The sequence below is a fragment of the Massilia sp. CFBP9012 genome, assembly GCF_034045115.1.
Lineage (GTDB): Bacteria > Pseudomonadota > Gammaproteobacteria > Burkholderiales > Burkholderiaceae_D > Telluria.
In genome coordinates this window covers 34540-55397 of the sequence record NZ_JAXCWM010000021.1, presented here as the reverse complement: position 1 = coordinate 55397, position 20858 = coordinate 34540, and the positions used below count along the sequence as shown (strand labels likewise).

Here is a 20858-nt window from a genome sequence, read left to right as displayed (position 1 = left end):
CGGTGTCAACCGAGATCGCCGTCCGGCTTTGCAGCCAGGCTCGCCCATAGATAGGCGGCCGCCATGGTGCGGTGCGGCGCATAGCGCGCCAGCAGGCGCTGGGCTTCGAGCAGCGTCGGTCGCTGGGCGCTGCCGGTCAGATTGTGCAGGGCGTTGCGTACGGCCACGTCGCCCTCCAGCGAACAATCCGTGTAGCCATAGCCACGCAGCAACACATAATTGACGGTCCAGGGGCCGATGCCCTTGACCGCCAGCAGTTCCTGGCTCACTTGGGCGGCATCGCGTTCCCGTTCGAGCGACAGGCTGCCGTCCACCACCATGCGCGCCACGCGCAGCACGGTCTCGGCCTTTGCGCCCGAGAACTTGCGGCTAGTCAGGTCTTCCAGTGCGAGGCGGGCGACGTCTTGCGCTTCCGGATAGCACCACAGCCCGCTCGAATGCGGGCGGCCGGCCAACTGGATCAGCGTGCGGCGCAGCGCGATCGCGAAGGTCAGGTTGATCTGCTGGCCGATGATGGCCCAGGTGAGCGCTTCGAATACGGTGGCCGATTGCACGATGCGCAGGCCGGGCTGGCGCGCCAGCATGGGGCCGAGCACGGGATCGTCGTGGGCGAAGGCGGCGAAGGCGGCCGGGTCGATGCGCAGGCCCAGCACGTTCAGCAGTGCGTCCTGGACCAGGGCCTCCAGCGCCGGCGTGGCCGGACCATCGCAAGCGATGCGGCAACGGGCCTGGCGGCCGTCGAAACGGATGTCGAGCAGGGTCGGCACACCGTCCAGCAGCACGCCCTTGCGCAGCCCTTCCGGCGACACCAGCTCGGCCACGCCCTCGGAGTCGCGGCCATGGAAGGCGAAGACGTCGGCAACGCGGTAGCCAGGCGGCAGGATGATGTCCTGCGTCGTCTCCTTCACTTGCCGCCCGCCGGTGCGGCTGCGCGCCCGAAGCGGGGCCGGAAGCCGGTCACCAGCGCGGTCCCGAGCAGCACGATGGCCGAGCCGGCGATCGTGTGCCAGCCGATGGCTTCGTGCAGGAATAGCGCGCCCCACAGGATCCCGAACACCGGGTTGAGGAAGGTGACGGTGAGCGCCGAGGTGGTGCCGACTTCCTCGATCAGCTTGAAATAGATGATGTAGGCGATGCCGCTGCAGACCACGCCCAGCGCCAGCACGGCGGCCATGATGCCCATCGTCGGCTCGCCCGGCGCAGGGAAGAAGAACACCAGCGGCAGCACCAGGATGGCGGCCGCCCACATCGAGCCGTGGGCATTGGCGAACGGCGCGACCGCCGGAGCTGATTTGGCGTACTGGCTGGCGATGCTGTAGCTGAACGCCGCGACCAGGGCCGCGCCGACGGCGATGCCGGCGCCGGGCCGTTCAGCCACATGGTCGAAGCCGACCAGCAGCGCCACGCCGCCGGTGCCGAGCAGCAGGCCGAGCGCGCTGCGCCCCGATACCTTCTGGCGCGCCCACGCGGCGCCGACCAGCGCGCCCCACATCGGCGCGGTGGCGTTCAGCACCGACAGCACCGAGGCCGACAGGGTGCGCGCGGCGAAGGCGAACAGCAGGAAGGGCAGGGCCGAATTGAACAGGCCGAGGATCAGGTAGTGCTTCCAGTGGCGGCGCACGCCGAGCGGGGCGCCCTTGCCGCGCAGGTGGAGGAAGCAGGCCACCAGCGCCAGGAACAGGGCGGCAAAGCCAACCCGGTATTCGATCAGCAGCGCCGGTCCGAGCACGGGCGCGGCGATGCGCATGAAGAGGAAGGAGCCGCCCCAGATGGCGGCCAGCGCCACCAGGCGCAGCATGTTCGCGGTGTTCATTGATAAGAAAGATGGCCCGTCTGATAACGGGCCATTGTGGCAGGGTCGGCATTTTCCTGCCAGCCGCTCCTTGCTTTTGAATTGAGGCCGCTGTCAGGCGGCACTGGCGAGGGTCAGCGCGGCGGCGTGCGGCACCAGCATCTGCTGCGGCACTGCGTTCTTCACGGCCGTCATCTCGGCCATGATCGAGATCGCGATCTCGGCCGGCGTCTTGCTGCCGATGTAGATGCCGATCGGGCCGTGCAGGCGCGCCAGTTCGGCGTCGGTGAGGTCGAACAGCTTGAGGCGCTCGCGCCGCTTGGCGTTGTTGGCGCGCGAGCCGATGGCGCCGACGTAGAAGGCGTCGGACTTGAGCGCTTCCATCAGCGCCAGGTCGTCCAGCTTGGGATCGTGGGTCAGCGCCACCACGGCGCTGCGCGCATCGAGCCTGGCCTCGATCACCAGGTCGTCGGGCATGGCGTGCACCAGGCTCACGCCGGGAATGGAAAAGCCGCTGCGGTATTCCTCGCGCGGATCGCACACGGTGACGCGGTAATCCATGCCGGCCGCGATCGTGGCCAAAAAGCGCGACAGCGGGCCGGCGCCGATGATGTACAGGCGCCAGCGCGGGCCGTGCAGGGTGTGCAGCACGCCATCCTCGATGCGCTGGATGGCGCTGGCCTGCGCCTGTTCGAGGGTGACCGCGCCGCTGGCCAGGTGCACGCGGCGCTCGACCAGCTCGCCGCCATCCAGGCGCGCCAGCAGTTCGGGAATGCGGCTCTCGGTCGACAGCGGCTCGATCGCCAGTTCGATGGTGCCGCCGCAGGGCAGGCCGAAGCGGTGCGCCTCGTCGGCGCTGATGCCGTAGCTGATGATCTCGGGGAGGGTGATCTCGATGCCGTTGTCGCGCACGCGGGCGATCAGGTCGTCCTCGATGCAGCCGCCGGAGACCGAGCCGACCACCTGGCCGTCCTCGCAGATGGCGAGCGTGGCGCCGACCGGGCGCGGGCTCGAGCCCCAGGTCTTGATCACCGTGACCAGCTGGCAGCGCTGGCCGCCCGCCAGCCAGGAGGCGCAGGTTTTCAGTACGTCGAGGTCGATGCTGTCCATGGTGTGGTCGCCGCCATATGCGGGGTAGGTACGAGATGGACAATCATACAAAAAAAGCGGGGAGGGCGTTGGAGTGGGCGTGTGGGGAGTGAGGGGCTGTTCGAATGACTTGGGTTCCCGCATGCGCGGGAACGACGGTTTTTCGGCTAGCGGTCGATAAGTGACCGTAGCTGTCTGCTCCAAGACCGTCGTTCCCGCGCAGGCGGGAACCCAAGCAAGTGCCGCAGTGTTATCCCCCGCAGCCCCCCAACCTCAAGGCACCAGCGGCTTCTTGCCGCTCTTCTTGGTCTTCACCTCGGCCACCGTCTTGTCGATCGCCGCGATGCGCTGCGTGGTCGACGGGTGGTTGGCGGTGTAGCCGTTGAGGATGCGGGCCGGGTAGGTGGCTGCCAGGCGCTTCCAGAAGGCGGACGCCCCTTCGACACGGTAGCCGGCGCGCGCCACCAGGTAGATCGCCAGGCGGTCGGCCGCCACGTCGTCGGCCACCGGCATGGCCTTGATGCCGCCGCTGCCGATCAGCATCGAGGTGTCGGGCGTGATCGCGGTGAGGTTGTCGATGATGCTGCCGATGGTGGCCGCATTGCGCTGCGTGGCCGCGTGGCCCAGCATATTGTGCGCCATCGTGCGCGCCACCACATAGGCCAGTTCGTCGTCGTTCTGGGCGAAGCCCAGCATGCCGCGGGTGACCATCACGCGCGAGCCGTCGGCATAGGCGTTGATGTTGTCGGCGTTGCCCAGTTCGATCGCGAAGGCGCAGGCGCGGGTGACCGGGATGGTCAGGTCGCGCGGGTTGCCGTTGCGCTCGATCGTCAGCGGCAGGCTGGCCTGCTTCGACATGATCGGGCCGAACACGGCGCCGGCCTGGGACAGGGCGTTCGGGCCCTCGGGCAGTGGCGTGCCTCCGGCCGCCAGCAGGCGGTCGCCCTGGCGCAGGCCGGCGCGCGCCGCGCCGCTGCCATTCAAGACGTTGGTGACCTGCAGGCGCTCACCCATGCCCAACACTACCCAGGCAGCCTCGTTGTACTGGCCCGGATAGGTGTAGCGGTTCTTGGCCGTGAAGCCCAGCAGGTTGCGGGCGTGCTTGGTGCACAATTCGGCGTTGTCGATCAGGAGGGGGGCCGCGATCCGGTACAAGCGGTCGTGCTGGGTCGCCATGCGGGTGAGCGTGTCGGCCGCCGCCGCCATCTGCGGCGTGACCTCGGGCTTGCCCGGCGCCTGGCTCGGGATCACGCCTGGCGTGGTCGACGACTGCATCTGGCCTGGCGTGCTGCAGGCGGCCAGCAAGGCCGCCGTGCCCGCGACCAGGGCCGCGGACTTGAAGCGTTGAAGACGGTTTGGGATCATGGTCCTCCTCTATTATTGTTTGCCGGTGCTGCCGAAGCCTCCGGCGCCACGGTCGCTCGATGCGAAATCAGTTACCACATTGAAGCCGACCTGCAGCACCGGCACCACGATCAGCTGCGCCAGGCGGTCCATTGGCTGCAATACGAAGGTGGTGGCGCCGCGGTTCCAGGTGGAGACCATCAGCTGGCCCTGGTAATCGGAGTCGATCAAGCCTACCAGATTGCCCAGAACGATGCCGCTCTTATGGCCGAGCCCACTGCGCGGCAGGATCATGGCGGCATAGCCCGGATCGCCGATGTGGATGGCGAGACCCGTCGGCACCAGCACCGTCTGGCCAGGCTCGATGGTGAGCGGCGCATCGATGCAGGCGCGCAGGTCGAGGCCCGCGCTGCCCGGGGTGCCGTAGGCCGGCAGCAGGTCTTGCATGCGCGGGTCGAGGATCTTGAGGTCGATATTCTTCATCTGATACTTGTTATGTGTTTTAGGTAAGCAGGGAACGCTGTTCGAGTCGCTTGGCGATCTCGGACACCAGCTGGCGCGCCAGCGTGAGCTTGTCGGCCCGCTCGAGCACCGTGTGGCCGCTCTCGTCGAACAGGATCACGGTATTGTCATCCTGCCCGAAAGTCTGGTGGCCGATATTGCCCACCAACAGAGGGATGCCCTTCTTTTCGCGCTTGGCCGCGCCGTACTGTTCCAGCTGCTCGGATTCGGCCGCGAAGCCCACGCAGTAGGGCCAGCCGGAGAGGGTGACGGTGGCCGCCACCGACGCCAGGATGTCGGCGTTCTGCGCGAACTCCAGTTGCGGCGGCGCGCCATCAAGCGTCTTCTTGATCTTCTGGTCGCTGGCATTGGCCACGCGCCAGTCGGCCACCGCCGCCACGCCGATGAACACGTGCTGGCCTTCCACGCCCGCCATCACGGCGTCGTGCATCTGCTGCGCGGTGAGCACGTCGATGCGGCGTACGCCATGCGGCGTGGGCAACGACACCGGGCCCGAGACCAGGGTCACTTCGGCGCCGGCTTCGCGCGCCGCGCGCGCCAGCGCATACCCCATCTTGCCCGACGACAGATTGGTGATGCCGCGCACCGGATCGATCGGCTCGAACGTCGGGCCGGCCGTGATCAGCACGCGCCGTCCGGCCAGCACCTTGTGCTGGAACGAGGCGATCAGTTCTTCGACCAGTTCCTCGGCTTCGAGCATGCGGCCCAGGCCCGTCTCGCCGCAGGCCTGCGAGCCGCAGCCGGGGCCGAACAGCTTGACGCCGTCCTCGCGCAGCTGGGCGACGTTGCGCTGGGTGGCCGGGTTTTCCCACATCTCTACGTTCATCGCCGGCGCCACGTGCAGCGGCACATGGCGCGGCCGCGCCACGCACAGCGTCGACAGCAGGTCGTCGGCCGCGCCGTGCGCGAGCTTGCGCATGAAGTCGGCCGAGCAGGGGGCGATCAGGATTGCGTCGGCGTTGCGGGTCAGGTCGATGTGGGCCATATTGTTGGCCATGCGCGCGTCCCACTGGTCCAGATAGACCGGCTGGCCCGACAGGGCCTGCATGGTGACCGCGCCGATGAAGTGCGTGGCGGCCTCGGTCATGACCACCTGCACGCTGGCGCCCTGCTTGACCAGGGCGCGACACAGTTCGGCCGCCTTGTAGCAGGCCACGCCGCCGGTCAGGCCGAGGACGATGCGCTTGCCTTTCAGCTCCATGTTCAAGCTCCTTTAAGTCTTGTTCACCCGGCGCAGCTCGTCGAGAACGAACAGCACCGCACCCACCGAGATGCCGATGTCGGCGATATTAAAGGCCGGGAAGTGGCCGATGCCGGTCCAGTAGAAATCGAGGAAGTCGATCACGTGGCCGTGCACCACCCGGTCGATGCCGTTGCCGATCGCGCCGGCCATGATCAGGGCCAGGGCGAAGCAGAACAGGCGCTGGCTGGCGTTCTTGGACATCATGTAGATGCAGAACACCACGGCGGCGATCGCGATCCCCAGGAACAGCCAGCGCTGCCAGCCGCCGGCATCGCCCAGGAAGCTGAACGCGGCGCCCGGGTTGTACACCTTGATCAGGTTGAAGAAGCTCGTGATCGGCAGCGTTTCGGCATAGGCGAAAGTGCGTTCGACGGTGATCTTGGTGACCTGGTCGAGCAGGACGATGATCAGGGACAGGCCGATCCAGGGGAACAGGCTGGCCTTGCTGCTGGTGACGAGTTTCAGTCCTGGTACGGCTGGTTTCTTTTTGGTTGCCATGGTGTGTGGTATCGGTACGCGCCATGCCTCCCGGGAGGCATGGCGGAAAAACCCGCGGGTCGATCGACCCGCGGGAGCTTAGGCGTAGCGGCGCTTCTCGCCGGCGCCGAACAGGTTGCTGGTGCAGCGGCCGCACAGCGTCGGATGCGCATGGTCGTGGCCGACGTCGCGGCGGTAGTGCCAGCAGCGCTCGCACTTCTCTGCGCTCGATGGCACCACTTCCACGGCTTCGTCGGCTTCGGCCGCCACTTCGCTGACGGTCGCCTGCGAGGTGATGAAGACGAACTTCAGGTCCTCATCCAGGCTGGCCAGCGCGCGGTACTTGTCGCCCGAGGCCTTGATCGCCAGCTCGGCCTGCAGCGAAGAGCCGATGGCGCCCGAGGTGCGGACTTCTTCGAGCTGCTTGGTGACGTCGAGGCGGACCTGGCGCAGGAGCGCGTACTTGGCCAACAGGGCGTCGCCGTCTTCGAGCGCAGGGAAGGTCCACAGCGTCTGGGTGAAGATGGTCTCGTCGCTGGCGGCAAAGGCTTCGGCGCCAGCGAACTTCTCCCACGCTTCTTCAGCGGTGAACGACAGGATCGGCGCCATCACGCGCAGCAGCGAGTGGGCGATGTGCCACAGCGCGGTCTGCGCCGAGCGGCGCGCCTGCGATTCCACGCCCGTGGTGTACAGGCGGTCCTTCAGGATGTCGAGGTAGAAGCCGCCCAGGTCTTCCGAGCAGTAGTTCTGCAGGCGCGACACGACAGGGTGGAACTCGTAGCGCTCGAAGTGGGCGGCGACGTCGTTCTGCAGCTGGGCCATCGAGGCGATCGCATAGCGGTCGATCTCGAGCAGCTCGGCCATCGGCACCGCGTGCTGCGCCGGGTCGAAGTCCGAGGTGTTCGCCAGCAGGAAGCGCAGCGTGTTGCGGATGCGGCGGTACGACTCGGTCACGCGCTTGAGGATCTCTTCGCCGATCGACAATTCGCCCGTGTAGTCGGTCGAGGCCACCCACAGGCGCAGGATGTCGGCCCCGAGGGTGTCCGAGATCTTTTGCGGCGCCATGGTGTTGCCGAGCGACTTGGACATCTTCTTGCCGTGCTCGTCGACGGTGAAGCCGTGGGTCAGCAGCGCCTTGTAGGGCGGCTCGCCATTGAGCATCGACGAGGTCAGGAGCGACGAGTGGAACCAGCCGCGGTGCTGGTCCGAGCCTTCCAGGTACAGGTCGGCCGGGAAGCTCGACTGCGCCTTGTGCGAGCCGCGCAGCACGGTCTGGTGGGTGCTGCCCGAGTCGAACCAGACGTCCAGCGTGTCCTTGTTCTTTTCAAAGATCGCGGCGTCCTCGCCCAGCAGGGTGGCCGGGTCGAGCTCGTGCCAGGCCTCGATGCCGCCCGCTTCGATCAGCTTGGCCACTTGCTCCAGCAGTTCCGGAGTGCGCGGGTGCAGCGCGCCGGTTTCCTTGTGCACGAAGAAGGCCATCGGCACGCCCCACTGGCGCTGGCGCGACAGGGTCCAGTCCGGACGGTTCTCGATCATGCCGTGCAGGCGCGCCTGGCCCCAGTCCGGGAAGAACTGCGTCTTTTCGATGCCGGCCAGCGCGGTCTGGCGCAGGGTGGCGCCGCCGTCCTTCGGCACGACGTCCATGCCGGCGAACCACTGGTTGGTGGCGCGGTAGACGATCGGGGTCTTATGGCGCCAGCAGTGCATGTAGCTGTGGTCGAACATCTTCAGTTCGAACAGGGCGCCGGCTTCGGTCAGCGCGCCGCAGATCGGTTTACTCGCTTCCCAGATCGTCATGCCGCCGAACAGCGGCAGGGTCGAGGCGAAGCGGCCGTCGCCCATCACGGGCTTGAGCATCTCGTCGTCCTTCATGCCGTGCGCCTTGCACGACTGGAAGTCTTCCAGGCCGTAGGACGGGGCCGAGTGGACCACGCCGGTGCCGCTGTCGACGGTCACGTAGTCGGCCAGGTAGACCGGCGACAGGCGATCGTAGAACGGGGCCGAGGCGTGCAGCGGGTGCTTGAAGCGGATGCCTTCGAGCTTGGCGCCGACGGTGGTGGCGATGACCGTGCCTTCCAGCTTGTAGCGGGCCAGCACCGACTCCACCAGCTCCGAACCCAGGATCAGCAGCTGCGGCTGGCCGTCACGCTCGACCTGCACCAGCGAATAGCCGACTTCCGGGCCCACGTTCAGGGCCTGGTTCGACGGGATGGTCCACGGGGTCGTGGTCCAGATCACGATAAAACCTTTGTCCGTCGGGAGCTTGTCCAGGCCGAAGGCGGCGGCGATCTTGTCGTGTTCGTAGAACGGGAAGCCGACGTCGATCGCCGGGTCGCGCTTGTCCTGGTATTCGACTTCGGCCTCGGCCAGCGCCGAACCGCAGTCGAAGCACCAGTTCACGGGCTTCAGGCCACGGTAGACATAGCCTTTTTCGAGCAGGGTGCCGAGCGCGCGCAGCTCGTCGGCCTCATTGCCGTGGGCCATGGTCATGTATGGGTTGTCCCACTCGCCCAGCACGCCCAGGCGGATGAAGCCGGCGCGCTGGCGGTCGATCTGCTCGAGCGCATAGGCGCGCGCCTTTTGCAGCACTTCGGCGGTCGGCAGGTTCTTGCCGTACAGTTTTTCGATCTGGATCTCGATCGGCATGCCGTGGCAATCCCAGCCCGGCACGTAAGGCGCGTCAAAGCCGGCGATGGTGCGCGACTTGATCACCATGTCCTTCAGGATCTTGTTGACGGCGTGGCCCAGGTGGATGTCGCCGTTGGCGTACGGCGGACCGTCGTGCAGGATGAAGGTCGGACGGCCGGCGGCGGCCTTGCGCACGCGCTCGTAGATTTTTTTATCCTGCCATTGCTTGACCCAGCCCGGCTCGCGCTTGGCGAGGTCGCCCCGCATCGGGAATGGGGTATCGGTCATATTGACCGGGTATTTGCTTTCAGGTTTTTTCTGGCCCTTAGTTGCCTGGGACTGGCCGTTGTTCTGTTTGGTATCGGACATAAGCTTCTTCTGGTAAGTGTTCGGTGTGCACGGCGCAAAGCGCCGCGGCAGAGTCTGGTGAGGCGCTTCCCAAGCGTCGCGAGGACGACCGGGAGCGCGCTCAAATTCGGTCGGTCGCCGTCAGCGCGCTGTTGCGGTGGGCAAAGAAGGCGCGCGCCTGGGCCGCGTCGTTGTCGATCGCGGCAGTGAGCGTGGCCAGGTCGTCGTATTTCTCTTCGTCGCGCAGCTTGGCGAGGAATTCCACGCGTACCAGCTTGCCGTAACATTGCTGGGCATAGTCGAACACATGGACTTCAAGCAGCATACGGCCTGCATCCTCGACGGTCGGACGCACGCCCAGGCTGGCCACGGCCGGCAGCGGCGCGTCCGCCAGGCCGTGCACCTGCACGACGAAGATGCCGGAGAGGGCAGGGCGATGCGCCACCCGCAGGTTCATGGTCGGAAAGCCCAGCGTGCGGCCCAGCTTCTGGCCATGGATCACGTGGCCCGACATCGCATACGGATGGCCGAGCAGCTCCTTGGTACGGACGAAATCACCTTCCAGCAGGGCGGCGCGCACGGCCGAGGACGAGATGCGCTGGTCGCCGTGCATGACGGCGTCGAGGGTGTGGACGTCGAAGCCGAACTCGCGGCCGGCCTCGACCAGCATCGCGATATCGCCCTGGCGCCGGGCGCCGAAGCGGAAATCGTCGCCGACCATCAGCCACTTGACGTGCAGGCCGTCGACCAGCACGCGCTCGATGAAGTCGCGCGGCGACATGGCGGCGAACTGTTCGTTGAAATGCTCGACGATGACGCGGTCGATGCCGGCCTGGTCGAGATCTTCGAGCTTGTCGCGCAGGTTGGCGATGCGGGCCGGGGCGCGCGACAGGTCGCCGGATTTGCGGGCGAAGTATTCGCGCGGATGGGGTTCGAACGTCATCACGGCCGCTTCCAGGCCGAGCCCCGCGGCGGCGCTGCGCACGTGGGCCAGCAGGGCCTGGTGGCCGCGATGGACGCCGTCGAAATTGCCGATCGTGAGCGCGCAGGGCGCACGCGCCCTGTCGTTGGGAAGTCCGCGAAATACCTTCATCAAATCTGGGTCCGGTTACAAGCCGCGCGACATTGGTGCGGCGCGAAAACCCTGATTATACGGTAAAGCGATTGTTGCATATGGGAGATGCCGGCAGGTCTTGTTAGCGCAAAAACGTCGTCCCCGCGCAGGCGGGGACCCAAGTTTCTCCGCGTTGTGATAACGCCGGCAAAATTGGGTCCCCGCCTGCGCGGGGACGACGGGTGACGCTGCTGTTGCAGGTCAGGCTTGATTCCCCGCCTGCGCGGGGAAAGGCCGATCAGGACAGCGGATTGTTGATCGCCAGGATCCAGTAGCGGGCCAGTTCGGCGGTGCCGTCCTTGCCGCCCACGGTCTTGAGCGTGGCGATGGCTTGCTGCTTCTTGCCGGCTACAGCGTAGGCTTCGCCCAGGCGCAGCTTGGCGTCTTCAGGGTTCTTCAGGCCGCCGGCCTTGATCGCCGCGTCCATCATCTTGAGACCCTTGTCAGCCTGGCCAGCCTGCACCAGTGCGTAACCCAGGCCAACCAGCGAGTCCTGGTCCTTGACCGCGGTGTGCTCGGCTTCCAGCGCAGCGAAGTTCTTGTTCTGCTCGGCCAGGTTCTTCTCGGCCAGATCCTTCAGGCGCTGGTGACGCGCGGCGTCGGTGCCGGTGCCCAGGGCGCCAGCCTTGTAGCCCTTATCGATGATCTTGAGCGCTTCGGCCGGGGCTTTCGCCTGCAGCACCAGCTGGGCCATTTCCATGTACTCGCTCGGCTTCTTGAGCAGGTTGTTGGCCAGCTTCAGGCGGTACACGTCGACGTTCAGGCGCTGCGAGTAGCCTGGCTGACGCTGCACGCGGTTCAGCAGGTCGGTCCAGTACTGCGCCTTCGGATAGCTGGCGGCCAGCCTCTCGATGGTGCGCACGTAGCCGGCGGTATCGTTTTTCTTGAGCTGGATATTGGCCAGCATGCCGAGCTGGTCTTCGCTCAGGCGGCCGCTTTTCTCGATGGTGCGCAGTTCTTGCTCGAGTGCAGCGGTATTGCCTTGTTTGTAATAGTTCTGCAGCAGGTAAGCGCGCAGTTTCGGATCTTCCTTCTGCTTGAGCAGGGTCTGGATGGTGCTGTTCGCCTTGTTCAGGTCGCCTGCACGCATATAGATACCCACCAGGCCTTCGGCGAATTGCGAACGCTCATTGGCGTTCAGCTTTCCAGACGCGAGCAGGGCTTCAAAGGATTTGGCGGCAGTATCGTAATCGCCGGCCGACGAGGCTGCCCCGGCGCGCACGCGCTCGATCAGGTAGCTTTCATTGGCGGTCTTGTTGCCCACCTTGTCCAGTCCGCGCAGGGTAGCCAGTGCTTCTTTGTGCTTGCCCTGTTTCATCTGGGCCTGGGCTTGCTGCAGCGGTTTGCCAATCTCCGGGCGCATCGCTTCCTGCGCGACGGCGGAAGACAGGCCGATTACCGGGGTGAGCGCGGTAAAGCCCAGAGCGGCCATTGCAAGGCTGAGGTGAGCGAGACGGAACTTGATCATCTGAAAAATCCTTATTTCAAAATGGACACGGCAGGGATAGCCCTGCCGTGTTGGTCAAACATGGAACGATTACTGGAACTGCTCGTTACCGACCATGCCGATTTTGGTGACGCCAATACGCTGGGCAGATGCCATGACACCGGCAACAACCTTGTACTCTACCAGCTTATTCGGACGCAGGTGCACTTCGGGCTGGTCAGGGATGGCGGCAACAGCGTTCATCTTGGCTTCCAGCGCAGCGCGGTCCGGCACAACTTCGCCATCCCAGAGGATGGTACCGTCGAAGTCGACGTCGATCGTGATCACGACAGGCTTGATATCGCTCAGGGGCGGGTTACCAACTGGCATGTTCAGATTGACCGAGTGATCTTGCTTCGGAATCGTAATAATCAGCATGATGATAAGAACGAGCAAGACGTCGATCAGCGGCGTCATGTTCATTTCCATCATCGGTTCCGGATCCGCATCCGCTGCGGAGCCTCCACCTACGTTCATACTCATGGTGTGTCCTTATCAAATGTTGGGGAGAAGGTTACGGCGCCCGGCCCGAAAGCCAGGCGCCGCGTGCATCGCTATCAGCTTATTGCGGCTGAATAACGAAACCAACCTTCTGCACACCAGCACGTTGTGCCGTGTAAATGACCCGGCCGATTGCTTCGTAGCGGGCTTCCTGGTCGCCACGAACTTTCACCGCCGGTTGCGGCACTTTCACCGACTGCTCCGCGAGGAACTTGAACAGCTCGTCCGTGTTCGCGAGGTGAGTCTGGTTGTAGTACATCTCACCGTCTTTATTGACGGTGATATTGACGTCTTCCGGTTTGGACAGGGTGACCTGGTTCTCTTCTTCAGGCAGCGTAACTTTCTGCAGATTCAGAACCACCGGGCTCGTGATCAGGAAGATGATCAGAAGAACCAACATGATGTCAACGAGTGGCGTCGTGTTGATCTCTGAATTCAGTGCATCTTCGCCGGAATCGGAACCGACACTCATCGACATAATTTATCCAATCTTTTTAGCTTGTGCAGCTGCGTTCGAGGTCGACATTGCGCCCGAGATCAGCACCGAGTGCACGTCAGCCGAGAACGAGCGGACTTCTTCCAGCACGGTCTTGTTACGACGCACCAGCCAGTTGTAACCCAGGACGGCAGGAACTGCAACGAACAGACCGAAGGCGGTCATGATCAGTGCTTCACCGACTGGACCTGCGACCTTGTCGATCGAGGCGTTACCCGACATGCCGATGGCGGTCAGTGCGTTGTAGATGCCCCAGACGGTACCGAACAGACCGATGAACGGCGAGGTCGAACCGACGGTTGCCAGGAACGACAGGCCATCTTGCAGACGCGACTGGACGCGGTCGACCGAACGCTGGATCTGCATGGTGACCCAGGTCGACAGGTCGATCTGCTCGAGCAGGGCGCCGTCGTGGTGCTGGGTAGCCTTGGTGCCGGTTTCAGCGATGAAGCGGAATGGCGAACCTTCTTTCAGCTGAGCCGAACCAGCAGCGATCGACGGTGCTTTCCAGAACTTGGCTTGCATGTCTTTAGCTTGACGCATCACTTTTTGCTGATCGATCAGCTTGGTGATGATGATGTACCACGAACCGATCGACATCAGCGACAGGATGATCAGGGTGCCCTTGTTGACGAAGTCGCCGTGTTCCCACATGGCTTGCAGGCCGTACGGGTTGTAGACTTCTTCGGTCTGCTCGCCACCTGGAGCAGCGGCTGGCGCGCCAGCATCTGCAGGAGCAGCAGCGTCAGCAGGAGCAGCAGCTGGATCGACAGCTGGTGCAGCTGCGTCGGTCGCCACTGGAGCCGCGTCGGCTGCCGGGGTTTCTTGAGCGAAGGCCGGGGCCGAGACCAGAGCCGATGCTGCAGTAACCGACAACAGGACAGCCGCCAGGAAAGCGGACAAACGGGTATTCTTAAACATGCTTCCTCCAAAGATATTAAATAGACAGTTCGCTGAACTAATGACAACGACAATCAAAATTTGAGACGGTGTTTTGCCTCGGTTTTATTCCAGCGTCCAGACGTACTGCACCGCTGTCCACGCCTGTTCCGGCTTGCCATCAATCATGGCGGGCTTGAATCGGCATTTGCTCAGAGCCGATTGCGCGGCCCGGTCCAAGTCACGGAAGCCACTCGACTTCGCCAGCTTGGCTTCGATCACCCGACCATCGACACCGATCAGGAACTGCAGGGTCGTGGTACCGGTTTCTTCATTGCGCTGCGACGAACGCGGATATTCCGGACGTGCGCAAGTATTAAAGTCAGCGACTGCCTCGGTGCGGCTAGGACCACGTGCCGGCGGTGCCGGCGGAGCCGGAGGTGCTGGCGGTGCCGGCGGAGCCAGCTGGGTGGTTGGCGGCGGCGTGTTGGTCGCGGTAGCGATCGTGTTTTGCGGTGGCGGCGGTTGCTGCACCTGCACTTCGACCGGCGGGATGAACGGCGGCGGCGGCGCTTTCATTTCTGGCGGCGGCGGCGGCGGCGGAGTTTCCGGCGGCGGTGGCGGCGCGGTCTCTTCAATCAGCTTGGTTTCCACAGCTTCGGTCACCGTGGTGACAATCCGGGTACCCAGGCCAGCCACGAGTGCCCATCCCACGAGAATGTGGAAGATGAGGACAACGATGAATCCTGTGAGATTCTTCCCGGGTTGCTTCTCATTCGAAAAATTCATGCCATATTTCTCCAATACCAACTCTTTTTTGTTGCTACCAAACCCACTAAACACGACAAAAGCCTAGAGCCGCATCCGGGACATCGAAGAATTATACCTACGAATTCTTTTTTGCACATACATTTTTACAGCACTGAAAGGTGCGCTAACTACCTGTAAATGCAGGCAAACAAGCTCATCTATACAAGCCTTGCGAGGTCGTTTTGAGGGGTCCGGAAGGCCGGAAAATGTGTAGTTTTATGTATCGATTCTCCTCATCGCGTGGAAGATCAGTGCAGATGCCATATTCACCAAATTTCTGACGCTAAATCGGAAAGTTGGCGAATTTCATATGACTCCGCAATGGCCTTTCTGCAAACAATTGCCTATTCTCATCAGTCCCCGACTTCCCTGCATTGTCCTGGAAGCTGCCTCGGGTGTACATACAGTATAGATAAAAGCGATACCCGTTATTGCGTTTGAGCTGCCTCAACAGTACGTCATTCCGTGACTTCGACTTGACAGGAATGAAAGCTGCGCGCTCCCACACCCTGTGAGGCAAACTATATTACTTAGTCAGTGCTAGGTCATTCACCGACAAATTGCCATGTCTTGGTTGTGACAGCGCTAACATGTGATGTCGGGAACATACCATGAAATCTGTATATTGGCGATACCAGACGAGCGTAATTGAACATGCATAGGCAAGGCAAGGTGCTTGTGCCTCGCATTGGCGGCATCAACGCTGATCGGAAGGGGGGAGTGGCGGGCGACGAACGTCGCCACTTGCGGCGACATCGTCACCGCCCAAGAGCCGCAGTGGGGTCGAGGTAAGCGCGGCGCCGCTCAGCGCCCGCGCTTCTCGCGCCGGCACTCCAGGAAGCTGACTACATGCCCGGCCGGATCGGCCGTCTCCAGCCGCACGTCGAAGCCCCACAGCCGGGCCACGTGCTTGAGCACCTCTTGCGCCTGTCCGTTGAGCGGGCGGCGGTTGTATTGCGTGTGGCGCAAGGTGAGGGCGCGGTCGTCGCGTGTATTGACTTGCCAGACCTGGATGTTCGGCTCGCGGCTGCCCAGGTTGTACTGCTCGGCGAGCTTGTGGCGCACGTAGCGGTAGCCTGCCTCGTCGTGAATGGCCGAGATGGTCAGCTTGTCGCTGCGGTCGTCGTCCAGCACGGCGAAGAAATGGAAGTCGCGGATCAGCTTGGGCGACAGGTACTGGGCGATGAAGCTCTCGTCCTTGAAGTTGCGCATCGCGAAGTCGAGCGTCTTGAGCCAGTCGCTGCCGGCGATGTCGGGGAACCAGGTTCTGTCTTCATCAGTCGGGTTTTCGCAGATGCGCCGGATATCGGTCATCATCGCGAAACCGAGGGCATAGGGATTGATCCCGCTGTAATACGGACTGTTGGCCGGCGGCTGGTAGACCACATTCGTATGGCTTTGCAGGAACTCGAGCATGAAGCCGTCGCCGACGATCCCCTCTTTATAGAGGTCTTGCAGGATCGTGTAGTGCCAGAAGGTGGCCCAGCCCTCGTTCATCACCTGGGTCTGGCGTTGCGGATAAAAATACTGAGAAATCTTGCGCGTGATCCGCACCAGTTCACGCTGCCAGGGTTCCAGCAGCGGCGCGTATTTCTCGATGAAATACAGCAGGTTTTCCTCGGGCTCGGGCGGGAAGCGGTGGGTCGGCGCGTCCGCTGCCGCCTGTTCTTCGCGCTGGGGCAGGGTGCGCCAGATCGAATTGACCTGCGACTGGGCGTATTCCTCGCGTTCCTTGGTGCGCGCCGCCTCTTGCGCCACCGACAGCTTGGCCGGCCGCTTATAGCGGTCGACGCCGTAGTTCTGCAGCGCATGGCAGGAATCGAGCAACTCTTCGACCGCATCGATGCCGTAGCGCTGCTCGCATTCGGCGATATAGTTCTTGGCAAACACCATATAGTCGACGATGGCGTCGGCATCGGTCCAGCTGCGGAACAGGTAATTTCCCTTAAAGAAAGAATTGTGGCCGTAGGCGGCGTGGGCGATCACCAGCGCCTGCATCGTCAGGCTGTTTTCTTCCATCAGATAGGCGATGCAGGGATTCGAGTTGATGACGATCTCGTAGGCCAGGCCCATCTGGCCGCGGCGGTAGCTCTTCTCGGTGCTGAGGAAGTGCTTGCCGAACGACCAGTGGTTATAAGACACCGGCATGCCTACCGAGGTGTAGGCATCCATCATTTGCTCTGCGGTAATGACTTCGAGCTGGTTCGGGTAGGTGTCCAGGCCGTAGCGCTTGGCCACCCGCTTGATTTCTTCGTGTGCCTGCTCGATCAGGTCGAAGGTCCACTCCGACTGTTCGGGCAGGGCGCGCGGATTGCTTGGATCTCTTGGCATGGGGCGCCTCGCTATTAGCTACAGGTATTGCTCTAACGCGTTCCGCAGGCTATTTGGCCTGCTTCTTGAACAGTTCCCGGAATACCGGATAGATATCGGCCGGGGTCACGATCTTTTGCATCGCAAAATTGCGGTGCTGGGCGGCGACGTCGCAGTATTGTTCCCACAGGTTCTGCGGCGGGCCATCGGTGATCTCGACATAGGTGTAATACTGCACGCGCGGCATGATCGCGCTGGTAAGAATCTGCTTGCACAGCACCGAGTCGTTATCCCAGTTGTCGCCGTCCGAGGCCTGCGCCACATAGGCGTTCCAGTCGGCGCTGCCGTAGCGCTCGGTGATCACCTTCTGCAGCAGGTGCAGGGCCGAGGAGACGACGGTGCCGCCCGACTCGCGCGAATGGAAGAACTCGTTCTCGTCGACCTCGGCCGCCGCCGTGTGGTGGCGGATGAAGACGACGTCGATCTTCTCGTAGACCCGCTTGAGGAAAAGATACAGCAGGATGAAGAAACGCTTGGCCGTATCCTTGCGCGTCTCGTCCATCGAGCCCGATACGTCCATGATGCAGAACATCACGGCCTGGGTGCTGGGTTTGGGGACCTTGATCCGGTTCGAGTAACGCAGGTCGAACGGATCGATGAAGGGAATGGCATTCAGGCGGATGTGCAGGTGGTGAATGCGGTCCTTCAGTGCGACCACCTGTTCGTCGTCGGACGGCGCGCCTTCGTCGAGCAAGGCCTGCAGCGCTTCTTCCGCCTCGGCCAGCTGGCGCCGGGCAGGGCCACCGACGGCGATGCGGCGGCCCAGGGCGCCGCGCAGCGAGCGCAGCACGTGGATGTTCGAGGGCGTGCCGGACACGTTGTAGCCGGCGCGCTGGTTCTTGTATTCGATGGTCTGGGACAGCTGCGTCTTGACCATGTTCGGCAGCTCGAGATCCTCGAAGAAGTAATTCATGAATTCTTCGCGCGACAGCTCGAAGATGAAATCGTCTTCGACGGTCTGGTCGCTATTGCCGGCGCGGCCGCGCCCGGCGCCGCCACCGCCGCCGCGGGGGCGGTTGAACTGGTCGCCTTTTTGATATTCGGTATTGCCGGGGTTGACGGTTTCATACACGCCGCCATGGGCGTGGCCGAAATGCGGTTCGTTCACGTCCTTGACGGGAATGGTGACTTTTTCACCGTTCTCGATGTCGGTGATCGAGCGGCCCTTGATGGCGCGGCCGACAGCATCCTTGATCTGCGCCTTGTAGCGGCGCAGGAAACGTTCGCGGTTGACCGCTGACTTGTTCTTGCCCTGCAAGCGACGGTCGATGAGGTAAGTCAAAACAGGCCTCCTGCTTTTAATAAGCGCGGAACTGGCGACATGTGGCGCTTGTCGCTGGCGCTTTGGCGCCGTCGCATGCGACGGCACCCTTATCTTAATACGCTGCGCGAACGAGCGTGCGGCGCACGCGCAGCGTCGCGTCTTGCCGGCGGCGGCCTGCGGCGAACCGGCAACACGGAAGCTGACCTCTTACGAGGATTTCCGCACGCGCAGATACCATTCGCACAACAGGCGCACCTGCTTTGGTGTATAGCCTTTCTCTACCATGCGGGCGACGAAGTCGGCATGCTTGTTCGCATCCTCGGCACTCGCTTTTGCATTGAAGGAAATTACCGGCAAAAGTTCCTCGGTATTCGAGAACATCTTCTTCTCGATCACGCTGCGGAACTTCTCGTAGCTGGTCCAGGCCGGATTCTTGCCGGCATTGGTGGCGCGCGCCCTGAGGCTGAAGTTGACGATCTCGTTGCGGAAATCCTTCGGATTCGAAATCCCGGCCGGCTTTTCGATCTTTTCCAGCTCGGAATTGAGCGATTCGCGGTCGAAGCTTTCGCCGGTATCCGGATCGCGGAACTCCTGGTCCTGGATCCAGAAGTCGGCAAAGGTCACGTAGCGGTCGAAGATGTTCTGGCCATACTCGGAATAGCTTTCCAGGTAGGCGGTCTGGATCTCCTTGCCGATGAAATCGACGTAGCGCTGCGCCAGGTGCTCCTTGATATAGGAGAGATAGCGCTGCTCGGTCTCTGGCGGGAACTGCTCGCGCTCGATCTGCTGTTCGAGCACGTACAGCAGGTGCACCGGATTGGCCGCGACCTCGGTATTGTCGAAGTTGAAGACCTTGGACAGGATCTTGAAGGCGAAGCGGGTCGACAGGCCGTTCATGCCTTCGTCCACGCCGGCATAGTCGACGTATTCGTGCAGCGACTTGGCCTTGGGATCGGTGTCCTTCAGGTTGTCGCCATCGTAGACCAGCATCTTGGAGAAGATGCTCGAATTCTCGGGATCCTTCAGGCGCGACAGCACGGCGAACTGCGACATCATGCGCAGGGTGCCGGGCGCACACGGCGCCTTGTCGAGCGAGGAATTACGCAGCAGCTTGTCGTAGATCTGGATTTCATCGGACACGCGCAGGCAATACGGCACCTTCACGATATAGATACGGTCGAGGAACGCCTCGTTGTTGCGGTTGTTGCGGAAGGTCTTCCACTCGGATTCGTTCGAGTGCGCCAGCACGATGCCGTCGAAAGGAATCGCGCCGAAGCCTTCGGTGCCCTTGTAGTTGCTCTCCTGCGTAGCGGTCAGCAGCGGGTGCAGCACCTTGATCGGCGCCTTGAACATCTCGACGAATTCCATCAGGCCCTGGTTCGCCAGGCACAGGCCGCCGGAATAGCTGTAGGCGTCCGGATCGTCTTGCGGGAAATCCTCGAGCTTGCGGATATCGACCTTGCCGACCAGCGAAGAGATGTCCTGGTTGTTTTCGTCGCCCGGTTCGGTCTTGGAAATCGCGATCTGTTTCAGGATCGATGGATAGCGTCTGACGACGCGGAATTTTTCGATGTCGCCGCCAAATTCGTGCAGGCGCTTGACGGCCCACGGACTTGGAATGGCGCGCAGGTAGCGGCGCGGAATGCCGTAATCTTCTTCGAGGATGGTGCCGTCTTCTTCTTCGCTGAACAGGCCGAGCGGCGATTCATTTACCGGCGAGCCCTTGATCGCATAAAAGGGCACGAGTTCCATCAGGCTTTTCAGTTTTTCGGCGATCGACGATTTGCCGCCGCCAACCGGGCCGAGTAAATACAGGATCTGCTTGCGCTCTTCGAGCCCTTGCGCCGCATGGCGGAAATAAGACACCACCTGCTCGATCACTTCTTCCATGCCGTAGAACTCGCGGAAGGCCGGATAGATCTTGATCACCTTGTTGGCGAAGATGCGCGACAGGCGTGGATCGAGGCGGGTATCGACCAGGGTGGGTTCGCCGATGGCGGCCAGCATGCGCTCAGGCGCGCTGGCATAGGTCAGCGGGTCTTTCTTGCACAGTTGGAGATATTCCGTCAGGGAGTATTCTTCTTCCCGAGTACGCTCATAGCGGGCCGCGTAGTTTTCAAAGATGCTCATTGAAGTTCCTTTAATGTGCCAACAACGAATCACTGTCACAGCAGCTACTGTCGAAGCTGCCCGGGGCCCCGGTAACTTTGCGTACTCCCTGTTCGGTCGTCACGTGCCGCGCCGGGATGGCCGGCGCCGTTTGTGGAATTCACGTGCGATTGCTTGTAGTCGATTCGGCGGTTCGCCAAGGCGGTGCGCCGAATCCTCGCGTGGTGGAGAACGCTTTTTTTGCGTTTATGAAATTTATTATGTGCCTATTAGTTTCCGAAGTCAAAGCAGTGTCGTGCAAGCTGTTGAAGCGATGCCAAGTGCTTGATTCACCTATCGAAAGTCGGTTTTTGCAGGCGTCGCGGCGGCCCAGCGAAGGTGGGACC

Annotated in this window: 17 protein-coding genes; all 17 read right to left on the bottom strand. The window is 62.7% G+C overall.

The window, feature by feature from the left end; all coding sequences use genetic code 11:
* Positions 1-5: 5 nt before the first annotated feature.
* Complete coding sequence (locus SOM61_RS25240) at positions 6-908, bottom strand: DNA-3-methyladenine glycosylase family protein (protein WP_320476623.1); 903 nt, start codon at positions 906-908, stop codon at positions 6-8.
* Positions 905-1813 (bottom strand): DMT family transporter, encoded by a 909-nt coding sequence (locus SOM61_RS25235; RefSeq protein WP_320476622.1) that lies wholly within the window; start codon positions 1811-1813, stop codon positions 905-907. Before SOM61_RS25235 ends, SOM61_RS25240 begins: the two co-directional genes overlap by 4 nt.
* Before the next feature lie 93 nt (positions 1814-1906).
* A complete protein-coding gene (locus tag SOM61_RS25230; protein ID WP_320476621.1) occupies positions 1907-2902 on the bottom strand; it encodes an XdhC family protein in 996 nt (331 codons plus the stop codon).
* 252 nt (positions 2903-3154) lie between these two features.
* A complete protein-coding gene (locus tag SOM61_RS25225) occupies positions 3155-4246 on the bottom strand; it encodes a M48 family metallopeptidase (RefSeq protein WP_320476620.1) in 1092 nt (363 codons plus the stop codon).
* A 12-nt stretch (positions 4247-4258) separates the two neighbouring features.
* Complete coding sequence (dut, locus tag SOM61_RS25220) at positions 4259-4708, bottom strand: dUTP diphosphatase (protein WP_320476619.1); 450 nt, start codon at positions 4706-4708, stop codon at positions 4259-4261.
* A gap of 19 nt (positions 4709-4727) precedes the next feature.
* Positions 4728-5948, bottom strand: coding sequence for a bifunctional phosphopantothenoylcysteine decarboxylase/phosphopantothenate--cysteine ligase CoaBC (gene coaBC / locus SOM61_RS25215; protein WP_123068882.1), 1221 nt, complete (start codon positions 5946-5948; stop codon positions 4728-4730).
* Between the two features lie 12 nt (positions 5949-5960).
* A complete protein-coding gene (gene lspA / locus SOM61_RS25210) occupies positions 5961-6488 on the bottom strand; it encodes a signal peptidase II (RefSeq protein ID WP_123068881.1) in 528 nt (175 codons plus the stop codon).
* Between the two features lie 78 nt (positions 6489-6566).
* Positions 6567-9464 carry an isoleucine--tRNA ligase gene (gene ileS, locus SOM61_RS25205; RefSeq protein ID WP_320476618.1) on the bottom strand — a complete coding sequence of 966 codons (2898 nt, stop codon included), beginning with the start codon at positions 9462-9464 and terminating at the stop codon, positions 6567-6569.
* Between the two features lie 100 nt (positions 9465-9564).
* Positions 9565-10536 (bottom strand): bifunctional riboflavin kinase/FAD synthetase, encoded by a 972-nt coding sequence (locus SOM61_RS25200; protein ID WP_005665787.1) that lies wholly within the window; start codon positions 10534-10536, stop codon positions 9565-9567.
* A 259-nt stretch (positions 10537-10795) separates the two neighbouring features.
* A complete protein-coding gene (locus SOM61_RS25195) occupies positions 10796-12025 on the bottom strand; it encodes a tetratricopeptide repeat protein (protein WP_320476617.1) in 1230 nt (409 codons plus the stop codon).
* A gap of 69 nt (positions 12026-12094) precedes the next feature.
* Positions 12095-12526, bottom strand: coding sequence for an ExbD/TolR family protein (locus tag SOM61_RS25190; RefSeq protein WP_183407367.1), 432 nt, complete (start codon positions 12524-12526; stop codon positions 12095-12097).
* Between the two features lie 79 nt (positions 12527-12605).
* The gene (locus tag SOM61_RS25185) at positions 12606-13022 is read right to left on the bottom strand and encodes an ExbD/TolR family protein (RefSeq protein ID WP_123068877.1); all 417 of its coding nucleotides are present in this window, start codon (positions 13020-13022) and stop codon (positions 12606-12608) included.
* A 3-nt stretch (positions 13023-13025) separates the two neighbouring features.
* Positions 13026-13961, bottom strand: coding sequence for a MotA/TolQ/ExbB proton channel family protein (locus SOM61_RS25180; RefSeq protein WP_170976733.1), 936 nt, complete (start codon positions 13959-13961; stop codon positions 13026-13028).
* Positions 13962-14045: 84 nt separating this feature from the next.
* Positions 14046-14708 carry an energy transducer TonB gene (locus SOM61_RS25175; RefSeq protein WP_123068891.1) on the bottom strand — a complete coding sequence of 221 codons (663 nt, stop codon included), beginning with the start codon at positions 14706-14708 and terminating at the stop codon, positions 14046-14048.
* A gap of 825 nt (positions 14709-15533) precedes the next feature.
* Positions 15534-17060: a SpoVR family protein gene (locus tag SOM61_RS25170; protein WP_320476616.1), complete on the bottom strand. Its 1527-nt coding sequence runs from the start codon at positions 17058-17060 to the stop codon at positions 15534-15536.
* A 49-nt stretch (positions 17061-17109) separates the two neighbouring features.
* Positions 17110-18381 (bottom strand): YeaH/YhbH family protein, encoded by a 1272-nt coding sequence (locus tag SOM61_RS25165; RefSeq protein WP_123068874.1) that lies wholly within the window; start codon positions 18379-18381, stop codon positions 17110-17112.
* 189 nt (positions 18382-18570) lie between these two features.
* Complete coding sequence (locus tag SOM61_RS25160; protein WP_147936393.1) at positions 18571-20493, bottom strand: PrkA family serine protein kinase; 1923 nt, start codon at positions 20491-20493, stop codon at positions 18571-18573.
* Between the last annotated feature and the right edge of the window lie 365 nt (positions 20494-20858).